9 protein-coding genes and 3 pseudogenes are annotated in these 16,448 nt (G+C 50.1%); 6 read left to right on the top strand and 6 right to left on the bottom strand.

The window, feature by feature from the left end; all coding sequences use genetic code 11:
- Positions 1 to 2: 2 nt before the first annotated feature.
- A complete protein-coding gene (locus tag GMO_RS11705; RefSeq protein WP_040509435.1) occupies positions 3 to 734 on the bottom strand; it encodes an SDR family NAD(P)-dependent oxidoreductase in 732 nt (243 codons plus the stop codon).
- Between the two features lie 164 nt (positions 735 to 898).
- Between GMO_RS11705 and GMO_RS11715 the strand changes: the two genes are divergently transcribed.
- Positions 899 to 2,548 (top strand): SulP family inorganic anion transporter, encoded by a 1,650-nt coding sequence (locus tag GMO_RS11715; protein ID WP_008852634.1) that lies wholly within the window; start codon positions 899 to 901, stop codon positions 2,546 to 2,548.
- A 63-nt stretch (positions 2,549 to 2,611) separates the two neighbouring features.
- On the opposite strand, the gene GMO_RS11720 is transcribed toward GMO_RS11715, so the two are convergent.
- Complete coding sequence (locus GMO_RS11720) at positions 2,612 to 4,126, bottom strand: carbohydrate porin (protein ID WP_139064455.1); 1,515 nt, start codon at positions 4,124 to 4,126, stop codon at positions 2,612 to 2,614.
- Between the two features lie 449 nt (positions 4,127 to 4,575).
- Between GMO_RS11720 and GMO_RS11725 the strand changes: the two genes are divergently transcribed.
- Positions 4,576 to 5,682, top strand: coding sequence for a glycosyltransferase family 61 protein (locus tag GMO_RS11725; RefSeq protein ID WP_008852636.1), 1,107 nt, complete (start codon positions 4,576 to 4,578; stop codon positions 5,680 to 5,682).
- A gap of 50 nt (positions 5,683 to 5,732) precedes the next feature.
- Here the strand turns inward: GMO_RS11725 and GMO_RS11730 are convergent, their stop codons facing one another.
- Together GMO_RS11730 and GMO_RS14740 are read right to left on the bottom strand one after the other, a co-directional pair.
- Complete coding sequence (locus tag GMO_RS11730) at positions 5,733 to 6,353, bottom strand: hypothetical protein (protein WP_139064456.1); 621 nt, start codon at positions 6,351 to 6,353, stop codon at positions 5,733 to 5,735.
- A 269-nt stretch (positions 6,354 to 6,622) separates the two neighbouring features.
- Positions 6,623 to 6,878 (bottom strand): annotated as a pseudogene (locus tag GMO_RS14740) (IS5/IS1182 family transposase); the annotation flags it as partial.
- Between the two features lie 557 nt (positions 6,879 to 7,435).
- Here GMO_RS14740 and GMO_RS11735 point away from each other — a divergent pair.
- Complete coding sequence (locus GMO_RS11735; protein ID WP_008852638.1) at positions 7,436 to 9,730, top strand: hypothetical protein; 2,295 nt, start codon at positions 7,436 to 7,438, stop codon at positions 9,728 to 9,730.
- A gap of 34 nt (positions 9,731 to 9,764) precedes the next feature.
- Here the strand turns inward: GMO_RS11735 and GMO_RS14010 are convergent, their stop codons facing one another.
- Positions 9,765 to 11,324: a glycosyltransferase family 2 protein gene (locus GMO_RS14010; RefSeq protein WP_008852639.1), complete on the bottom strand. Its 1,560-nt coding sequence runs from the start codon at positions 11,322 to 11,324 to the stop codon at positions 9,765 to 9,767.
- Between the two features lie 141 nt (positions 11,325 to 11,465).
- On the opposite strand from GMO_RS14010, the pseudogene GMO_RS11745 reads away from it, so the two are divergent.
- The 3 genes and pseudogenes from GMO_RS11745 to GMO_RS14015 form a co-directional block, all read left to right on the top strand.
- A pseudogene (locus tag GMO_RS11745) lies at positions 11,466 to 12,245 on the top strand (transposase).
- A 273-nt stretch (positions 12,246 to 12,518) separates the two neighbouring features.
- Positions 12,519 to 13,766 (top strand): alpha/beta fold hydrolase, encoded by a 1,248-nt coding sequence (locus tag GMO_RS14250; RefSeq protein ID WP_008852640.1) that lies wholly within the window; start codon positions 12,519 to 12,521, stop codon positions 13,764 to 13,766.
- A gap of 275 nt (positions 13,767 to 14,041) precedes the next feature.
- Positions 14,042 to 14,373: pseudogene (locus tag GMO_RS14015) on the top strand (hypothetical protein); the annotation flags it as partial.
- Positions 14,374 to 14,425: 52 nt separating this feature from the next.
- Here the strand turns inward: GMO_RS14015 and GMO_RS11760 are convergent.
- Positions 14,426 to 15,961, bottom strand: a complete 1,536-nt coding sequence (locus GMO_RS11760) for a glycosyltransferase family 2 protein (protein WP_342632844.1) — start codon at positions 15,959 to 15,961, stop codon at positions 14,426 to 14,428.
- Positions 15,962 to 16,448 lie beyond the last annotated feature (487 nt).

Consider the following 16,448-nt stretch of genomic DNA (forward strand, 5'->3'; position numbering starts at 1 on the left):
GATCAGGCGACGAGACCGCCATCCACCAGCAGGGATGCTCCGGTGACGTAGGAAGCATCCGGACTGGCTAGAAACGAGACCGCACGGGCGATGTCATCTACGGAACCATATGACCGTGTTGCGGTAAAGCTGCGGATCAAATCGGCTCCCTCGCCTTGGTCCGGGTTCAGATCCGTGGCGATCGGGCCGGGCTCAACCACGTTTGCCGTAATGCCACGGGGCCCGAGGTCACGTGCCACGCCTTTCACGAAACCGATCAGACCGGCCTTGGTGGCGGAATACAGGGAAATCCCCGGGAAGGGTGCACGCTCTCCGAAAGCGGAGCCGATGAAGATCAACCGCCCGCCAGACGCCATATGTTTCACGGCCTCGGACGTTTCGACCATGGCGGCGCGCAGGTTCAGGTTGAGGACATCTTCGATCTGTTTGACGCTCATCTCGTCAATCGGGCCATATGGGTAGATACCGGCGTTGCAGACCAGCGTATCCAGACGACCGAATTGTTCGCGGGTTCTGGTCACGGCGGCGAGATTGTCCTCCACGCGGGCACCATCCGCCTGAATGGCGACAGCCCGCCGGCCTGTGGCTGTCACCTTTTCCACCACTCTGTTCGCAGCCTCCTCATTGCGGGCATAGGTAATGGCAATGTCATACCCATCCTCAGCCAGCTTCAGGGCTATGGCCGCACCAATACCGCGCGAACCACCTGTCACAAGCGCGACGCGCTGGGTCATGTTGCTGTTCCTTTTCGTCTTGTATTTCAAAAAACTTCAGTATCATGACAGCGTGATACCCGCTGTCTGTACTTCCACTAAGCGAGACATTGTGACGAAAAAAGGTATGATCCTGGATCAGCTGACCGATTTGTGTCCGAAAAAACGACAGGGACAGGCAGACCATGACCGAGCCGGATGAACCATCCTCACCCCGTCCTTGGTGGAGTAACGTACTGGCAGGAGTTTCCCTTGCATCCATCAATATTCCACAGGTTCTGGGCTACACGCGCATCGCGGCCATGCCTGCCGTCACCGGTCTTTACACGGTTCTGATGCCCCTGATCGCCTTTGCGGCTTTCGGATCTTCCAGACATCTCGTGGTGGCTGCGGATTCCGCCACGGCAGCCATATTCTCCAGCGCACTTAGCAGGATAGCAGCGCCGGGAAGTGCACATTATAGTGCCCTTGTCAGTGGGACAGCGCTGCTTTCCGCCATTTTTTTGCTGTTTGCGCGGCTGTTCCGTCTCGGGTTCCTTGCGGATTTTCTCTCCCGTACCGTTCTGGCGGGTTTTCTGACTGGCGTGGGATTTCAGGTCTCGATCGCCATGCTGCATGACATGCTGGATATCCCCTCGACCGCGCAAAATACGCTGATGCAGCTGGGACAGACACTTACCCATCTCTCTTCAGTCAACATAACGGTCGCCGGCCTGTCCGTCCTGACAGTCCTACTGATCCTGACGGGGCGCAGACTTTCCCCTCACCTGCCTGTTGGTCTGTTCGTCGTGATCGGGAGCATTGTCCTGAGCAGGGCAGCGGACCTGCCCCATCGGGGTGTTCCTGTTCTCGGAACGATTGCAGGTGGTCTGCCGCGATTTGGGCTGCCACATCTCTCATGGGCTGATTTTCTGGCGCTTATGCCGGTCGCAGCGTCCTGTGTATTTGTTATTATTGCACAGAGCGCAGCAACATCCCGCGCCTTTGCCGAACGGTTTGAGGAGACGGATGACGAGAACCGAGATCTGCTCGGTCTGGCCGCAGCCAATGCGGCAGCGGCCATCAGCGGCACTTTCACCGTCAATGGTAGCCCAACCCAGACGGCCATGGCCGTGCAGGCCGGAGCGCGCACGCAGATTGCGCAAATCACGTTTGCCTGTGTCACGTTCCTTGTCCTGATGGTCCTGACCGGGCCTCTTCAGGCCCTGCCGCACTGCGTTCTGGGAGCCATCGTCTTTACCGTAGCCATCGGCATGATTGACCTCCGTGGGTTGCGGGCCATCCGGCAGGAAAGCCCGGGGGAATTCTGGCTGGCCGTAACGACAGCGGCCGTTGTAGTAGGGGTCGGGGTCGAACAGGGCATTTTTCTCGCCATTGCGCTCTCTCTGTTCCGTCATGTCCGGCACAGTTATGAGCCACATACGATGGTGCTTCAGCGCGCGCCGGGATCTTCCGTGCTGGAAAGCGTGCCGGCCCGTCCAGGTGCGGAAACCGCCCCCGGGCTGATCGTTTTCCGTTTCTGCGCCGACCTGTTCTACGCCAATTCACACCGGTTCAGCGATGATCTGCTTGCCCTAATCAATGGGGCGGGCAGTCCGGTCCGGTGCATCGTGATTGATGCCAGTCCGATTACGGATATTGATTATTCCGCAGCTCAGGATCTTCGTATTCTGATCGAACAGCTTCAGAAACGTCACATTACCATTCTGTTCGGACGCGTGAGTGTCTATCTGCGCGCAGATATGGATCGGCACCATATTACGCCTGTCTTGGGCAGCATGCATATCTTTACCGAACTACATACGGCCCTGCAGGCAGCGCAGACCTGTTACTGATGAACCGGGTACCCTGCGGATTTTCCCAGTCTCTCCGCAGAAATCCGCACCGGGAAACAAGACTCAGAGAAGGGCGTTGAACACCACGCCGAGCACGGCTGCATCCTTGTAAGTCGTGGTGCCCCCTAGGCGATTGAAATACTGGAAATCCGGCTGGACGGTCAGTCCGTTCATCACGTGAAAGCTGTAGAACAGTTCATAGGCATTCTCGTGGGACTGAATACCATGAGGTGTTCCGAAGTTCGTAGACTGGAACGGTAAACCCGCATTGAAGGAGGCTTCCTGCTGAAGGATTGCAGCGCGGCTGAAGTTCATCCACTGGAAGGCGATGCCCCAGGTATCCAGCGGGCGTCCCCAGAGTTTGCCCGTATCAAGCAGAGCGCCGACCAGATGATGATTCATGGCGGATGTCTGTCCAGAGGCATAAGAATAATATCCCGCCAGGACCAGTCCGTTCATAGGCCCTGCGCCATGGCGGATCAGCATCTGGTCGGCCATGACCCAGACGGAGGTCTGACCGCTCTGATAACGTGGACGACGGCCAGTCAGCACCCAGGCCTGCCCCGAGCCATCATCATAAAGGTCAGGATAGCGGGAATTGTCATACATGACGCCGACCTTGTAATGGCCGATCAGTTTGTCACGTCCGAATTCAGGGATCCATCCGGCTTCGACCTCAGTGGAAAGCTTGCCCAGACCGCTCTGCGCCCATGACCATCCTGAGATGCCACCATTGTAGGAATGGGGAGAAACCGCGAACAGCCCCCCCATAAGGTAGAGATGTTTGGTCGGCATGAGGCGGAGTACAGTGCCGATATTACCTGACGGCCAGTCACGTCCGCCATTCAGATACTTCGTGGGCGTAACGTTGCCGCAGAGCGACACGTTCATGAAGCTGCATACCCAAGGCGAGTTGTTGAAGAACGTACCTGTCGGCATCCAGCCGATAGCCCAGTCCACCTTTCGGTTGAACCATGCCTTTTCGGCGTACGCCCAGACAAGATGCGCGACGACGTTGCCGCGGGCGCCATAGATCTGCTGCGCCTGGGTGACGTTATCACCGATATCTCCGCTGAGGTTCCGGCCATGACCGTTGACCATCAGCATGTGCAGCCAGAAATCCTTCGCCCAGTTTCCGGCGCCCAGAAGTTTCTGCCAGTCCACGTCCAGCGTCACACCGACCTGACCGGCGTTTGTTTCTGTCTTGTGGCGGCCTCCGGTGACGTTCCCGGCAAGGCTCTCGTAGATATCGACTGCGACATACACGCCACGCTTCTGAAGCCAGGGCTGAATGCCGCCCCAGCTTCCAAACATGTGTGTCGTGCCATAAGGCGCACCAAAAGACGGTGGGCCATAGGGAGAGTCCATAAAGCCCGGAATCGTGGTGGACAGCATCGGCGTCGGGGTAGGCTGTGTTTCCCCTCCCGAAGCCGGGTTGGTAACTTCCCGTCGGGCGTCCTGCGACGCATCTTGAGCGCGCGCGCTTCCATACGGACCCGACAAGACACACAGGCCGGCCACCGTCAAAGAGGACAACACACGCACAGTCAGGCGGGAAGCCGCTGGCTGCCGTGGCATGGCATGACTTTTACTTGAAAAGGCCAATTTGTTACAATTAAACTTCAAGCACAGTCCCCATAACATTGTTTCGATCCGAGAACCCATGTTTCTTTTTCAAGAAATGTTAGATTTCAGAAATTTTTACAGCAGTAACACCCCCATATATATTCTTTTATGTTTCGGGAAAGCACAAGTCAGTGAAGAGGAAATCACTGCCTGTCACCGATCAGGTAAAAAAGGGGATTTTACCGGAAACAGCAGGTCAGGACACTTAATGAAAACAAACGCTTTTCTTTTCATGCCTCATGAAAGGTTTTGTTCTGATAGGATCTTATGCTGTGCGGCCATGCCTGAACCGGATAATTCCCCAGAAAAAACAGCACATCCTGAACTGTCTGAAACCCTAGTTTCGTGAAACAGGCAGAATCGGTTAGGGAAGAGACAGATCGGGGAGGAAAAACAACAGCATGGTCTTCAACTGGCTGAAACGCAAAAAGCCTCCCTCGCCCCGTCTGCCTTCCGCTCCCCTGACGCTGGAGACCGCAGCATCTTATACCATCGAAATGGAACGGACGGACAGTCATCTACCGCGTCTGGTGCAGGACGGAAGGCTCCCTGACGGTACGGCATCCCTTTTCCGTGACTGGCGATCCACGCCGCTGACCCTGCGTCAGTTTGTGCTGGAGAATGTCGTTCTGGACCGGTCCCTAATGGTGTTTCTTAAGGACGGCCGACCAATTGTCGATACAGCCTATCTCCAGTCTCCTGCGGATGTTCAGGCACTGACCGTACGCCCGGAATGTCTTGTCGCGGCACCGAAAAAACAGCCGGTCATGGCGGCCTGTTTCGATCACTGGAACCTGAATTACTATCATTGGCTCGCTCATACTGTACCAACGCTGTTCATTCTGCATGAAAAGGGCTTCCCGGGCAGCCTCATTCTTCCTTCCCTGACACCCTGGCAGGAGGACACACTTCGTCTCAGCGGATTTGATCCGGATAACAGCGTAACGACCCATCACGGTCAGCAATATGCTTTTAGAAAAGTCATTTACACGGATTATGTTCGGGGAGCGGCTGATTTCTCGGTATCGACACGATCCTGCAGGGCATACCGGGCTCTGACCGCTCGCGCTGGCGTTAAACGTGGTACAGCCCGAACGCTGAAAATCTTCATTGCGCGCGGAAATGCGTCAAACCGGCTGATGGCCAATGAAACGGAGCTGGCATTTGCCCTGAAACAGGAAGATTTCACGATCGTGCAGCCCGAAACCCTGAATATAAACGCGCAGATCCACCTGTTTTCACAGGCCAGAATGGTCGTGGGAGCATTGGGAGCAGGAATGGCCAATGTGGTCTGGTGTCAGCCTGGCACCATCGTCTGTGAACTGGTTCCCCAACACCATCAGAACCCCTGTATCCTCAATCTTACCATACAGATGGGACTTCTGTACTGGGGAGAACTGATCGAGACCGGGGTGGATACATCTAGTCACGTCTCAGTAGGGCTACGCCCTTTCGACATACCGTTACTTGTTCATCGCATCCGGCAGCTGGCGGCTTTCATAAGATAATTTATTGAAAAACCGCCAGCTACAATAAAGGACAAACATATCAGTAGATATCAATTGCCAAGCGTATTGTTCTGGCTATCTGTCCATTTGGAAGAAGAATGCCAATAGGCTTCAACGCCAGAAATACCATTGAGCGTGCAGTCAGAGCACCAGAGATGACTTCCGTCTTGCTCGTTGGTTGTAGGAAGAGTCGCCAACGTATAGGATGCCTCTTTCAAGGAACCGCCTCCAACTGTGTCGGTCGTTGTATTCCAGTTCCCGTGACCATCGCCGTGCAGGCCTGAAACATTATCTGTACTGTTCGTGGATTGCAGATCTCCTGTGGCCTGAAGATGAATTGTGGCGCTGATATTGGATGCTGTTTTCAGATAGTAACTGTCTGGAACATACCATCCCCCAACAAGATTATTGGAAACAGTCGCTGGCTTGATCCAGAGTCTTTTGCCACCTTCAATCCAGCTATCAGCCAGATTGTCAAATCCATTGTTCATCTGAACGATTTTATCAGCCGTAACCTGACCACTTCCCTCTACACGCAGGCCGCAACTCTGAGCATAGCCACAAAGGGAAATGCTGCCATACGCTCCGCCGACATTCCACTCGATGTCGCCTCGTTTGGAACCACTCAGATCACTCGTCCGGGGACCAACCCCCTCAGTAGTAGACCTCAAATGCCCAACACTTTTTCCTTGTCGTGTGAGACAGACATATTATCGTAATTTTTCCATAGAACCCAGCGCCAGATATTGGGGCCTAGTAGACTCAGAACTCATTCTTTAAGCCAGAAGATGAAGCTTGCCTCGATGTAGATTGCGGATATGAATGAGCACAGCGGTCGTATCGCGTTGCGACTGCCGCCAGTTTTTTAGCTTTGCGAACATGTTTTCGATTAGGTAGCACTTTCTATACAGATTCCAGTTGTTAGAACTTGTTTGGAAAATCACGGACGAGCGTTTCTGCGCATGAGAATGGTGCCCATGGCGACAAAGATCATGGCTTGTGAAATGCCAATATAGCGCTTGTAATCACGCACAAACCGGCGGCAGCGGATTCATCCAGATAAAAGCTCTCTCGGCCACCTAGATTCGCGGCAATACCCCGGAGCTCTTTGCTCTGTCTCGGCGGCAGGTGATCTCGACAATAAAATTCAGATAGGTCGCCTTGTCTATTAACTTCAAACAGTCATAGGTGCCTTCGCGCAACGCTTACTGATCACATAAGACCAATTTCTTGATCAGGTTTTCAAGTACGATTTTTGTAAATTATCAATGATAAATACACAGAAGTATACAATATTATAATGGTATAGTAATAAAAAATAAAATACTCTTAATTATCCGGAATCAAAAAAATTCTATGCGTTATTATTTTTTTATCCAATTCAAAGAGTGCCGTGAAAAACATTGACATACTTAGACGAATAATGCATTATATATGACATAATAAGGTTTTTGTGACTTTATTATCATAAATACTGGGTAAAATTTCCCACTTATTGTTTTAACCTCATCAATAATAATATGAATCATAGTCTGCAGCATAAATCTGTTGTTTCTACTCTTTTTATGAAAGAATTTTTATAATAATCATAATACAAATTCAAACAATAAATTAAAAAACATCTATAATAATCAATATTTATTATTATTTTTTGAAATATTATGTATTTCTATTAAAATAGAAATCATTCCTATCTGCATCATTCTGTTACTTTTATATGGACATTTAACAACGTTAGAAATAAGGAAAAAAAATGCTGAGCAATAAACTGAAAATATTATTCTTTACGTTTTCTGTTTTTCCTAGTGTTTTTATTTTTTTACCATTTGAAAATAAACATGCCCTTGGAAAAGGGGCGCCATATTCTTATGTTTCAAACAATAAGAATTTTAAACCTACTCTGATAACCACAGGCATTAATGCAGAGCTAAAACCTATTGCTCCGACTTATCGAGGAAGTGATGGCGCATGGCATGAAACAACAGTAGTTTCCCAAATATGCGGAGTAGATTCAAACGGTACTCCCCAAACCTGCCCTCAACTTGATTCTTCAACTGTCCTTTTGAAGTCAGAAATCAACGAAGCCAATGGTGTCGCTGGTCTGAACGCTGCAGGAAACATGACAGCCCCGATAGACACGGCGAACGCACTAACAGCAGCAGGATCGGTACAACTGGGTTCAACGACAACTGCAACTGTTCTTCCCAATGATGCAGACTCTTCTTCAACGGATGCCGTAGCGAACGAGCCACTCGTAACAACCGGTTTTCGCTGGAATTCCGATCCTTGGGAGAATCCCGATACGGTCATGATCGGCGGCAAGCAACCGTGGCAAAGCGGCGCATTGGCAGTTTACGGCGCACCCTGGACTTACGGCAATGTCGGCTCTCTGGTCGATATCGAGATGGGTAATAGTGTGTGGTCAGACTTGCGTGGAGGATCGGGTGACTTCGATGCGATCGCCGAGTTTGTACAAGCTTCAAATACCACACCTTATTATAAGGTTGGTGCAGATTTTACCGACGATACCGGGGTAACACATACACTGACTTTCGATACGGGGGGTGTGACTGTCACACCAGCTCTACCTGACTCTTTCACGCAAATGTGGAACCGTATCGGTAAGGGAGGCGCGGGCGTGCTCGTCTATACTAATCTCATGGCAGCACAGCCGACAATGGTGGCGGCGAAAGTCGGCTTTCCCGCGCATCAGACGCCGAATTTGTGGTCTGGCTACATTACGGGCGTCACCACCTCAGAGAACAGCACTCATCTGGACATGAGCGCGGGTTGGCATAGCTCGGGGGCATGGGTTGGAGTAAACGGCACGAACAGCGGGGCAATTCCCGATACTTCCGTAGGGCTCGATCAAGTGTTCTACAGTGCCTATTCTCATCCACTTCTTGTAATCGGCACTTACAACCAGGCGTTTGCGCAAAACACCAAATGTGCGCTGGATTATCCGCCCTCTTCCGCTTCTGGCACGAAAATTCTTAAAAACGACGCTCCGGTCAATTCCTGCCAAGGAAACGAACTGGACGTGTATGTACCCAGTACCAAACCAGATGGCTGGATGCATGCCCAAGGGTTTACGGCGGTTCTCCAAAATTCTACACCGCTCGTATCACCGGACAGCGCATCATTCATTGCCCAGGGAAATTGGCCAACGGCTTTCCAGACAGGCCTGGGGACGGATGGACGCGATTTCTTCGGTGGGGTTCTGGACGTCAATTCGCGGCGTGGACCGGCTGCGACGACCGGAAGCACAACTGAAATCATGGAGGCTATGCAGGGAACAGACGCACCGACCGACGTGCGCTCGAATATGCTTGGACTAAGGATGGTGCAGCGTACGGATACGCTCGGCACAGGGGGCGTATCCGGCGTTCACTACCCGGCAGATAACTCACTACATCTAGGGGAATGGATCGGCGGATCACAGTTCGGCACGGACGGCACTACCACAGGACAATATGGCATCTATAAGGGTGATCTTTCCTTTAACCCGAGTTGGGCAAAAGGAGGCGTTGCACTTTGTGGCGCAGACAATGGCTTTGCGGATAGCGCAACTGCCTGCATGTCGGTTCTAACGGACGGTTCACTGATGCTGGGAGCGGCAGGTCCGCAATTTGGGCCACGTATCCTCAACGGCGTTAATGGGCTGCATGCCTCACCCGGAGGTTTCATCCAGTATAACGACGGATTTCATATGGAGGTGCCTCAGGGTGACATCAGTAATGTCACCGGCAACGGCGCAACAGTTGATACATCCTTGGGGAACAATCATGCCTGGTTAACGTGGCACACCGGGACTTATAACTTCTATTCCACGCAAGGAGCGAATTCGGATGGGTCAGCTTCCACGCCCACATTGATGCTGAAGGTTGCCGAAAGCGGGCTAACAGCAACCGGCTATACCGAGACGCTGACTACACCCACTTCTTCCTCCGCCCCCTGTACCGCGGGACAATTCACTGATGATGCAAATTACCATTACGTCTGTGTCGCAGAGAACACGTGGAAGCGCGTAGCACTGAGTACGTGGTAAAAAGTACCATGAAGTCAATCAGGGATAATAAATCTCAATAAATAAATTCAGGGACTTCTCCAGCAAGCCTTGCGATTGCTTTCCGCTCATACGAAGGCAAGGTGCAGAAAGCAGCTGCGATCGCGTCTTCCATAGGAGCCGTCGCAAGGCCTTTTGCTACAAAATTTCGAAGGGACGTCACAGATTCCAAGAAACGGGCGAGCATGTTAACAGACGACTTCATCTCGATCGGCCGCAGATAAAATTTTTCCCAATCATAGGCACGCTGAAGCCCAACTTCGACTTCCCGCGAATTCATCCGTGCGGAAACATAGCGTCCAGTCCTAGGATGAGTGAGAGAAATTGATCCATCACTATTCGTATGTACTTCATACGTCAAAATTCGCAGCACACGAGGGTCGTTGCGAATAGAAAACCGACCAAAATCGGCCATCATCAAGTGAAGTATTGGTTTCCCTTTAAGGGCCAGAGCTAAAAGTTTTGGAGTTTCAGATAACGGATCAAGTGAAACATTTCCATTTTTTATTCCGATGGTAGTTCTTTCAAAGGTCTCTAATTCAAATAAACTTCCTGTTCCTTCACTAAAAACCTCTTCCATCAATGAAGACGGCTCCGAATGATCAGAAGTCCAGCGTTCATTTTTCTCACCTTGAGAGAAATTTTTACTTTCTTGATAAATAGGTATTTCCTTTGTGATATCAGACTTGCACAAGGAAACAAGGCCAAGATAATTCTCTTCCAAAGTAATCATCATAGATCGCATAAAATTACATGACATAAAATGTAATAAATGGAACATTTTTTCAACGTAAGCGACATTTATTGGTGTCGTTTGTTCGTTATACCTGGGATCATAAAAAACGGAATTTGATGGATCATCGGGATGGCGACGTAGATCTTCGCGCAGATATTCTCGCTGTACGTAATTTTCCATACTACGTGCCTGCAAATGGATAAGCCGTCCTCCTTTCCAGTCAGGTTCGTTTTGCGTCAAGCCGGCGCGATGCCCGTCTAGCCACCGAATAGGCTGGCCGTCAGCGGAGGCTGTACGTTCTGCAGGAACGGGAGAGGCATGGACATAAGCAATGCTATTCTGCGGGATTGCTGTTGGACGTGTAATGACTTTGGTGTGGCGATTCCAGAACAGGTCTGGCGCGCCATGTTTGGTGTAGGCCAGAACAGGCGGTCCGGACGGACGCATAACATGACCGTTCCACCCATAGTTAGCCCAATTAAAGGCAACACTATCATAATCATTCATTCTTGAGAGGAAGTCTTTAATGTCTTCACCATAAAGATCAAGATATTCATCTGCATCAAAGAAAGCGATCCAGTCAAATTCATCCCGATATGTCGTAGATACATGATTATAAATCTGGACCTGACGGACAGCATGATAGGTTGCGCTTTGTGACACACGAATCAAGCGAATATCAAAATTACCTTTTGCACGGATTATTTTAGCAACAGAATCATATATACTATTATCATCAAATAAAATAACTGTATCAAATCCGAGTGCTATATACCACGATATCCAATAAAGTATTTCTTTACTTTCATTTTTCGCCACACAACAGACTGCACAACGCATAATTTTATTTCCTTATTATAAAACAACAAAGACAAGAGAGAACAATTTTGATACACTAGAACATATAGATCTGTTGTCTACTAGGCTCGGTTAGAGCTTGTTTGAGAAATTGTTCTGATATGATGCAAGCTCTGGACATCTATGTCAGAACAGAGGGATCAGACAGCCAGCATCATCCGTAAGAGAAAACGCTACCTGTCTGACATAACGAACAAGAAATGGGAACGGATTGCGCCATTAATACCAAGCTTTAGGTGTCGTGACCGCCCGCAGGAGAGTGAATTCCGTGAGACGATCAACTTTACTCGTTCAGGCTTCGGTTCGCGTATGCTGCCGATCCACTTAGGACACTGGCACGCCAATTCCTGTTTCAGACCACCCATAACGTTGAGCTAATACTCATCCGGGAGCAGGCAGGTCGTGAGTCCAGTTCAATAGCAGGAGTGATCGATAGCCAGAGCATCAAGATCCTTCATGCGAGAACAAGGGATACGATGCCGGAAAGAAGGTTACCGGCCGCAAGCGGCATATGGTTGTCGATACGGACGGGTGCCTAGTGATGATCAACTTAATCCCGACCGACATCTCCGACAATGCCGGCGCTCAGATGATCCTGGATGCGATCCGCAAATGCTGGTCATGGATGAAGCATCTATTCGCCGAGAGCACCTATGACCGCTTGAAGTTGATAGATAAGGCGACACGACCTATCTGAGTTTTATCGGCAAGATCATCTGCCGCTGAGACGGAGTAAAGAGCTTCGGGGTGACGCCATGACACAGGATGGTCGAGAGAACTTTCGGCTAGATGCCCCATTGGCGGCGGTTCATGCGTGATTACGAGCGCTACATTAGCGTGTCACAAGCCATGATCGTTGTCATCATGGGCCCCAGTCTCATGCGCAGAAACATTCGCTCGTGATTTTCCAAACAGGTTCTAAGGAAGATTTGATAACACTTGGACACGCGCCGACTGTCTTGAAAAATTACGTAAAAGGCGACCGAAGAGAAACATATATTTTTATGTTATTTCAGATACTTATCCGAATTTAGCTTTGACGAGCTTATCTTGTGAAAGAGATCGATAAAATCCTCGGCTAGGTCAATGATATTGCACAACCTGAGTATGGCGAACCTAGTAAAAGTCATGCACCTCTGTTTTCACAGTTCTTGAAAACATGTAGAGACTTACGGAATGGAACATATACAAAACCTCTGCGAGACCGATCATTATTTTGTACGTTCTTGGTATGGCTCAGAGGCGAGTCAATTCATTGTGGTGAGCTTTACTGGAATAGACGCCCCTGAGCGTTATGACGGCTCATTCTTTGGTGCAGCATTGGCGAGACAACTCGATCTTCCTTGGGTAGGCGTTGTCGCGCGCCAAAACGGGTGGTATCGCGAGGGCGATTATACGGCTATTTTTCAGCTGATCCGTGCTTGGATTGCGAAGCGGCGGATGGCTCTCTCTACGCCGGGGTCAGTTCGGGTTATAGGTTATGGAATATCAATGGGCGCTTACGCGGCAATAAAATATTCTCGCGTACTAGGTCTAGATAATGTTCTGGCCCTTGCCCCCCAGTGGAGTCTTGATAAAGAGGAAGCGCCTTACTTTTCTCAATTCAAGCATTTTTTCCAGCCTTTTATGAAAAGAATGGGTATTAGCCAAGAAGATGTTAGCGGTCGGATCTATGCACTTTATGATCCGTATGAACTTCCAGATCTGGAAGAAATCGAGAATCTGCGTTACCATACTGAGGTCGAGCCCGTCGCAGCCTGTTATGCAAGCCATATGGTTTTGAGCTGTCTCAAAGGAAGCAAACCCTTCCGTGCCATGCTTGATAATCTCGACAATCCTGCCGCCGTCTGTCAGATTGTGGCCGAAACAAGACGTTATAATATTGAAAATATCATTAGGGTAATCGAACGGGCTTTCCGGCATCGCCCTTCTCTGGGAGCCAAGGCTTTGACATGCCGGCGTACAATGCTAGCCGTCAACCAGTGCTCTCGCGACCAGAGCAACCGTCTTTGGCGAATTGCAGCCGATCTAATGCGTTTTGGCTATACGCGGGACGCTGATGCTTTTTTCGCGATGGCTACTGGCAATCATCCGCCAGCTGTCGCGCTCCCACGTCTTATGAACTGGCGAGGTGAATTACTATGTTACAACCACGCTAGCGGAGAATTTTCTCAAACCCATCGTCATCTTTGTCAGGACGGAACGATGGTAACGTTGCTAGGTAACGAGCTTGTAGCGGTAACGCCCGCAGGTCTTGTGCCAGTCCCTGGTCGAGTAAAAGCTATACGAGGACGTTGTTCCATTGAAATCAATGGACATTACTTGTCGTCTCGTGAGAATGGGCGCATCGAATTATTGTCAACACTGGATGACTGGGAAGAATTTATACTCTTGCCGGTTCGGCAATGGCCATGTATGCGGTGATATGGCCATGTTATTCTGTTATATGTTTTGCGTTTGTTGCTAGAATAGAAGTGGTGCTGATTTTCAGACACGGCCGTAAGCTATTCTCGACCTAAGGTAGGACGAGCGTCAGGGGCAACGCTACGAGGAAACTGATATTCAGATAAGTCAAAGTCACGAGTTACTCTTAAGCTCAGGCCTTATTAATTTGAGTACGGAAATCCGATTCAGGCTCTATGAGCAGACTGAAGATGAGCGACCTGTATTGGCTGACGGACGAACAGATGGATCGTCTGCGCCCCTTTTTCCCAAGAGCCACGGCAGGCCAGATCAGTGATTATACCGGCGCAACTGCTCTACTGGACAGTCTTCCTGCAGCACAATGTATGCTAGGAGACCGAGGGTGTGACGCTGACTGGTTCAGGGATGCCCACCCTAGAAGAAAAAGGGATCAGATCCTGCATCCCAAGATGGAAATCCCGCGGAAAAGCTGTCAGATATGACAGGCTAAAATACCCGCGTCGAGATCATGTTCGGCAGGCTCAAGGAATGGGGACGGGTCGCAACACGCTGCGACCGCCGTGTTCTGACTATAAATCCTGAGCCTAGTTTGAAATATTTCCGATAAAATAATTAATCCTACTATATCAAGAAAATTATTATTTTGCTCTGGCGATCTTTCACACGAAAGTCCATAAAAGCCCGGGAACACGGCGGGAAATTTCCTCACGGACGGAAACCGGCACACAGGCCAGAACGCGCAGGAATTCGTCGGCACGCGGAGCAATAGAAGCCTCCACCAGCCAGATCAGAATCTGATCGGCTGTTGTTTTCGTGTTGGGATTGAACGTCAGAGGCGCCCTGTCGCTCCAATAGGAAACAGTTTCATCAGGAACAAGCTCGAATTGTTCCCAATCTCTGATTTCACGTCTGTCAGCCACCACACGTTCAATACCTTGCGGCTGTCCTGGATTGGGATTGGGAACAAAGGCAATATGAAGATTTGTGACCGGGTTATATGCTGCGTAACGATGCTCCTCCATGGAACGGAGAACATAGATGAGCGTATCTGACAGTCTATCGTCATTCCGCAAGCGAAGGAGATGACGCGCATCCGGCTCCCCTTGCAGGGCCGTGAAAAGTGTCATGACACCAGGAGTACAGCCGTGTATCGCGGCATAAAGAGGCAGCAGGCTGTTCTGTTCAGCCGTTTCATGTGTGCAGTGAACGACGCGGCGTTCGTGAGGAAGAAGGTACAGGAAAGTCTCAAAATGGGTTCTGAGACGATAGACAGTCGGAGGCTTTTCCTGTTCTGGCCTCGTCACCAGCGTATCTTCAAGCTTATCCCAAGTATTGCGCAGGGCAGAGATCGCTCTTTCTACCATGACATGATAGATGTCTTTCAGCAGGACATGTACCGCAGAAATAAAACGCAGTGGTTCATGATCCGTCGCATCATTGCGATCAAAATGCTTCCAGTAAATAATGGAATCACCAAGATCAGCATTTAGTCGCCGCTTAATCCGCTGGATATAATGCTCCATGCTTCGGCAGATGTAGTGCATGACGAAAGCATCATTCCAATCGATTTCCTGATTAGCATCCTGTCCGTTTACAGGCCGACCATCCGGACGCACGTAACGCTCAGGAGGAATGTCATACCAGTGCGGATTGTAATAGGTGGGACCAAGTTTTTCCGGACGGACAAAGCTTTTGATGAGCCTGTTGTCCCCCAGTTCAGGCGTTGAATGCTGCAGGAAGGCTTCCACGCTTGTTACTTTAGGGCGGACAACCCGTTCCGAACTCCCTTGAATCCGCCAGGACAGACCAACCGCATCTGCATGATCGAAACCGGATAGAAAGGCAGGAAGAGTATTGTGATGGCGGAGATAGACGTATTCATCACCGTCCAGAAAGCCCAGCCAGTCGTACTGGCCCTTGCACATTTCTGCTGCCGCCATAAAACTGTCCCGCTGACGCAGGTAAAAGTCCGGTTGTCTGACCGGGTCCGTTCTGAAGGCGCGGATATCGCAAACAGCAGCAGCGGACTGAATGATTTCCCAGGTTCCATCTGATGAATGATCATCAAAAATGAATAATGTTTTTACTCCTAACGCACGATGCCACGCGATCCAGCCTGCAATATCTGAAAACTCATTCTTGACAAAAAGTACTATGGCAACGCTGGGGAGAGAAGTCATTCTGGGTATGTCCATCTTGATGGTCTATCAGAACTGAATAGCAGTTTGGCTATAAAGACAAAACTATGGTTGTCCGTTCCGTATCAAAGTTTTCCGCAGAGTTTTTCCGTCCAGGCAAACAAAATCTTTGATGAGCAGGGATAAAAATTCCTTCGGCTCATCATATACCAGGTTCGGAGAGCCTGCTGGCTTTGAGGTAAACCATGTCACTTCCTTTCTTATCGCTTCAGGCGCGGGAATATGGATATGAAACAACCTATTTTCTTATGGCTGAAAAGTGTCTGGCACTTCTGACACGAAGCACGTCCAGAGCCGACCAGATTATCACACCAAGGATCGGCAAACCCGCTATTTGCTGAAGCCGACAAAGATGATACTGCTTACAGGACGACGTCAGACTGCAAGATCCGGCCCTCTCTGCACCTTCGAAAAGGATTAGTGCAGCCATTGATGACTTGTGGGCGCCGCGCCTATGCAACCAAGCAGGAAATGTCAGGCTGAA

The organism is Gluconobacter morbifer G707 (assembly GCF_000234355.1).
Classification (GTDB): Bacteria; Pseudomonadota; Alphaproteobacteria; order Acetobacterales; family Acetobacteraceae; genus Gluconobacter; species Gluconobacter morbifer.

Coding starts and splice junctions, on each gene's coding strand:
- GMO_RS14250 (WP_008852640.1), top strand. CDS start 12,519: ATGGAACATATACAAAACCTCTGCGAGACCGATCATTATTTTGTACGT.
- GMO_RS11715 (WP_008852634.1), top strand. CDS start 899: ATGACCGAGCCGGATGAACCATCCTCACCCCGTCCTTGGTGGAGTAAC.
- GMO_RS11735 (WP_008852638.1), top strand. CDS start 7,436: ATGCTGAGCAATAAACTGAAAATATTATTCTTTACGTTTTCTGTTTTT.
- GMO_RS11760 (WP_342632844.1), bottom strand. CDS start 15,961: ATGGACATACCCAGAATGACTTCTCTCCCCAGCGTTGCCATAGTACTT.
- GMO_RS11725 (WP_008852636.1), top strand. CDS start 4,576: ATGGTCTTCAACTGGCTGAAACGCAAAAAGCCTCCCTCGCCCCGTCTG.
- GMO_RS11705 (WP_040509435.1), bottom strand. CDS start 734: ATGACCCAGCGCGTCGCGCTTGTGACAGGTGGTTCGCGCGGTATTGGT.
- GMO_RS11720 (WP_139064455.1), bottom strand. CDS start 4,126: ATGCCACGGCAGCCAGCGGCTTCCCGCCTGACTGTGCGTGTGTTGTCC.
- GMO_RS14010 (WP_008852639.1), bottom strand. CDS start 11,324: ATGCGTTGTGCAGTCTGTTGTGTGGCGAAAAATGAAAGTAAAGAAATA.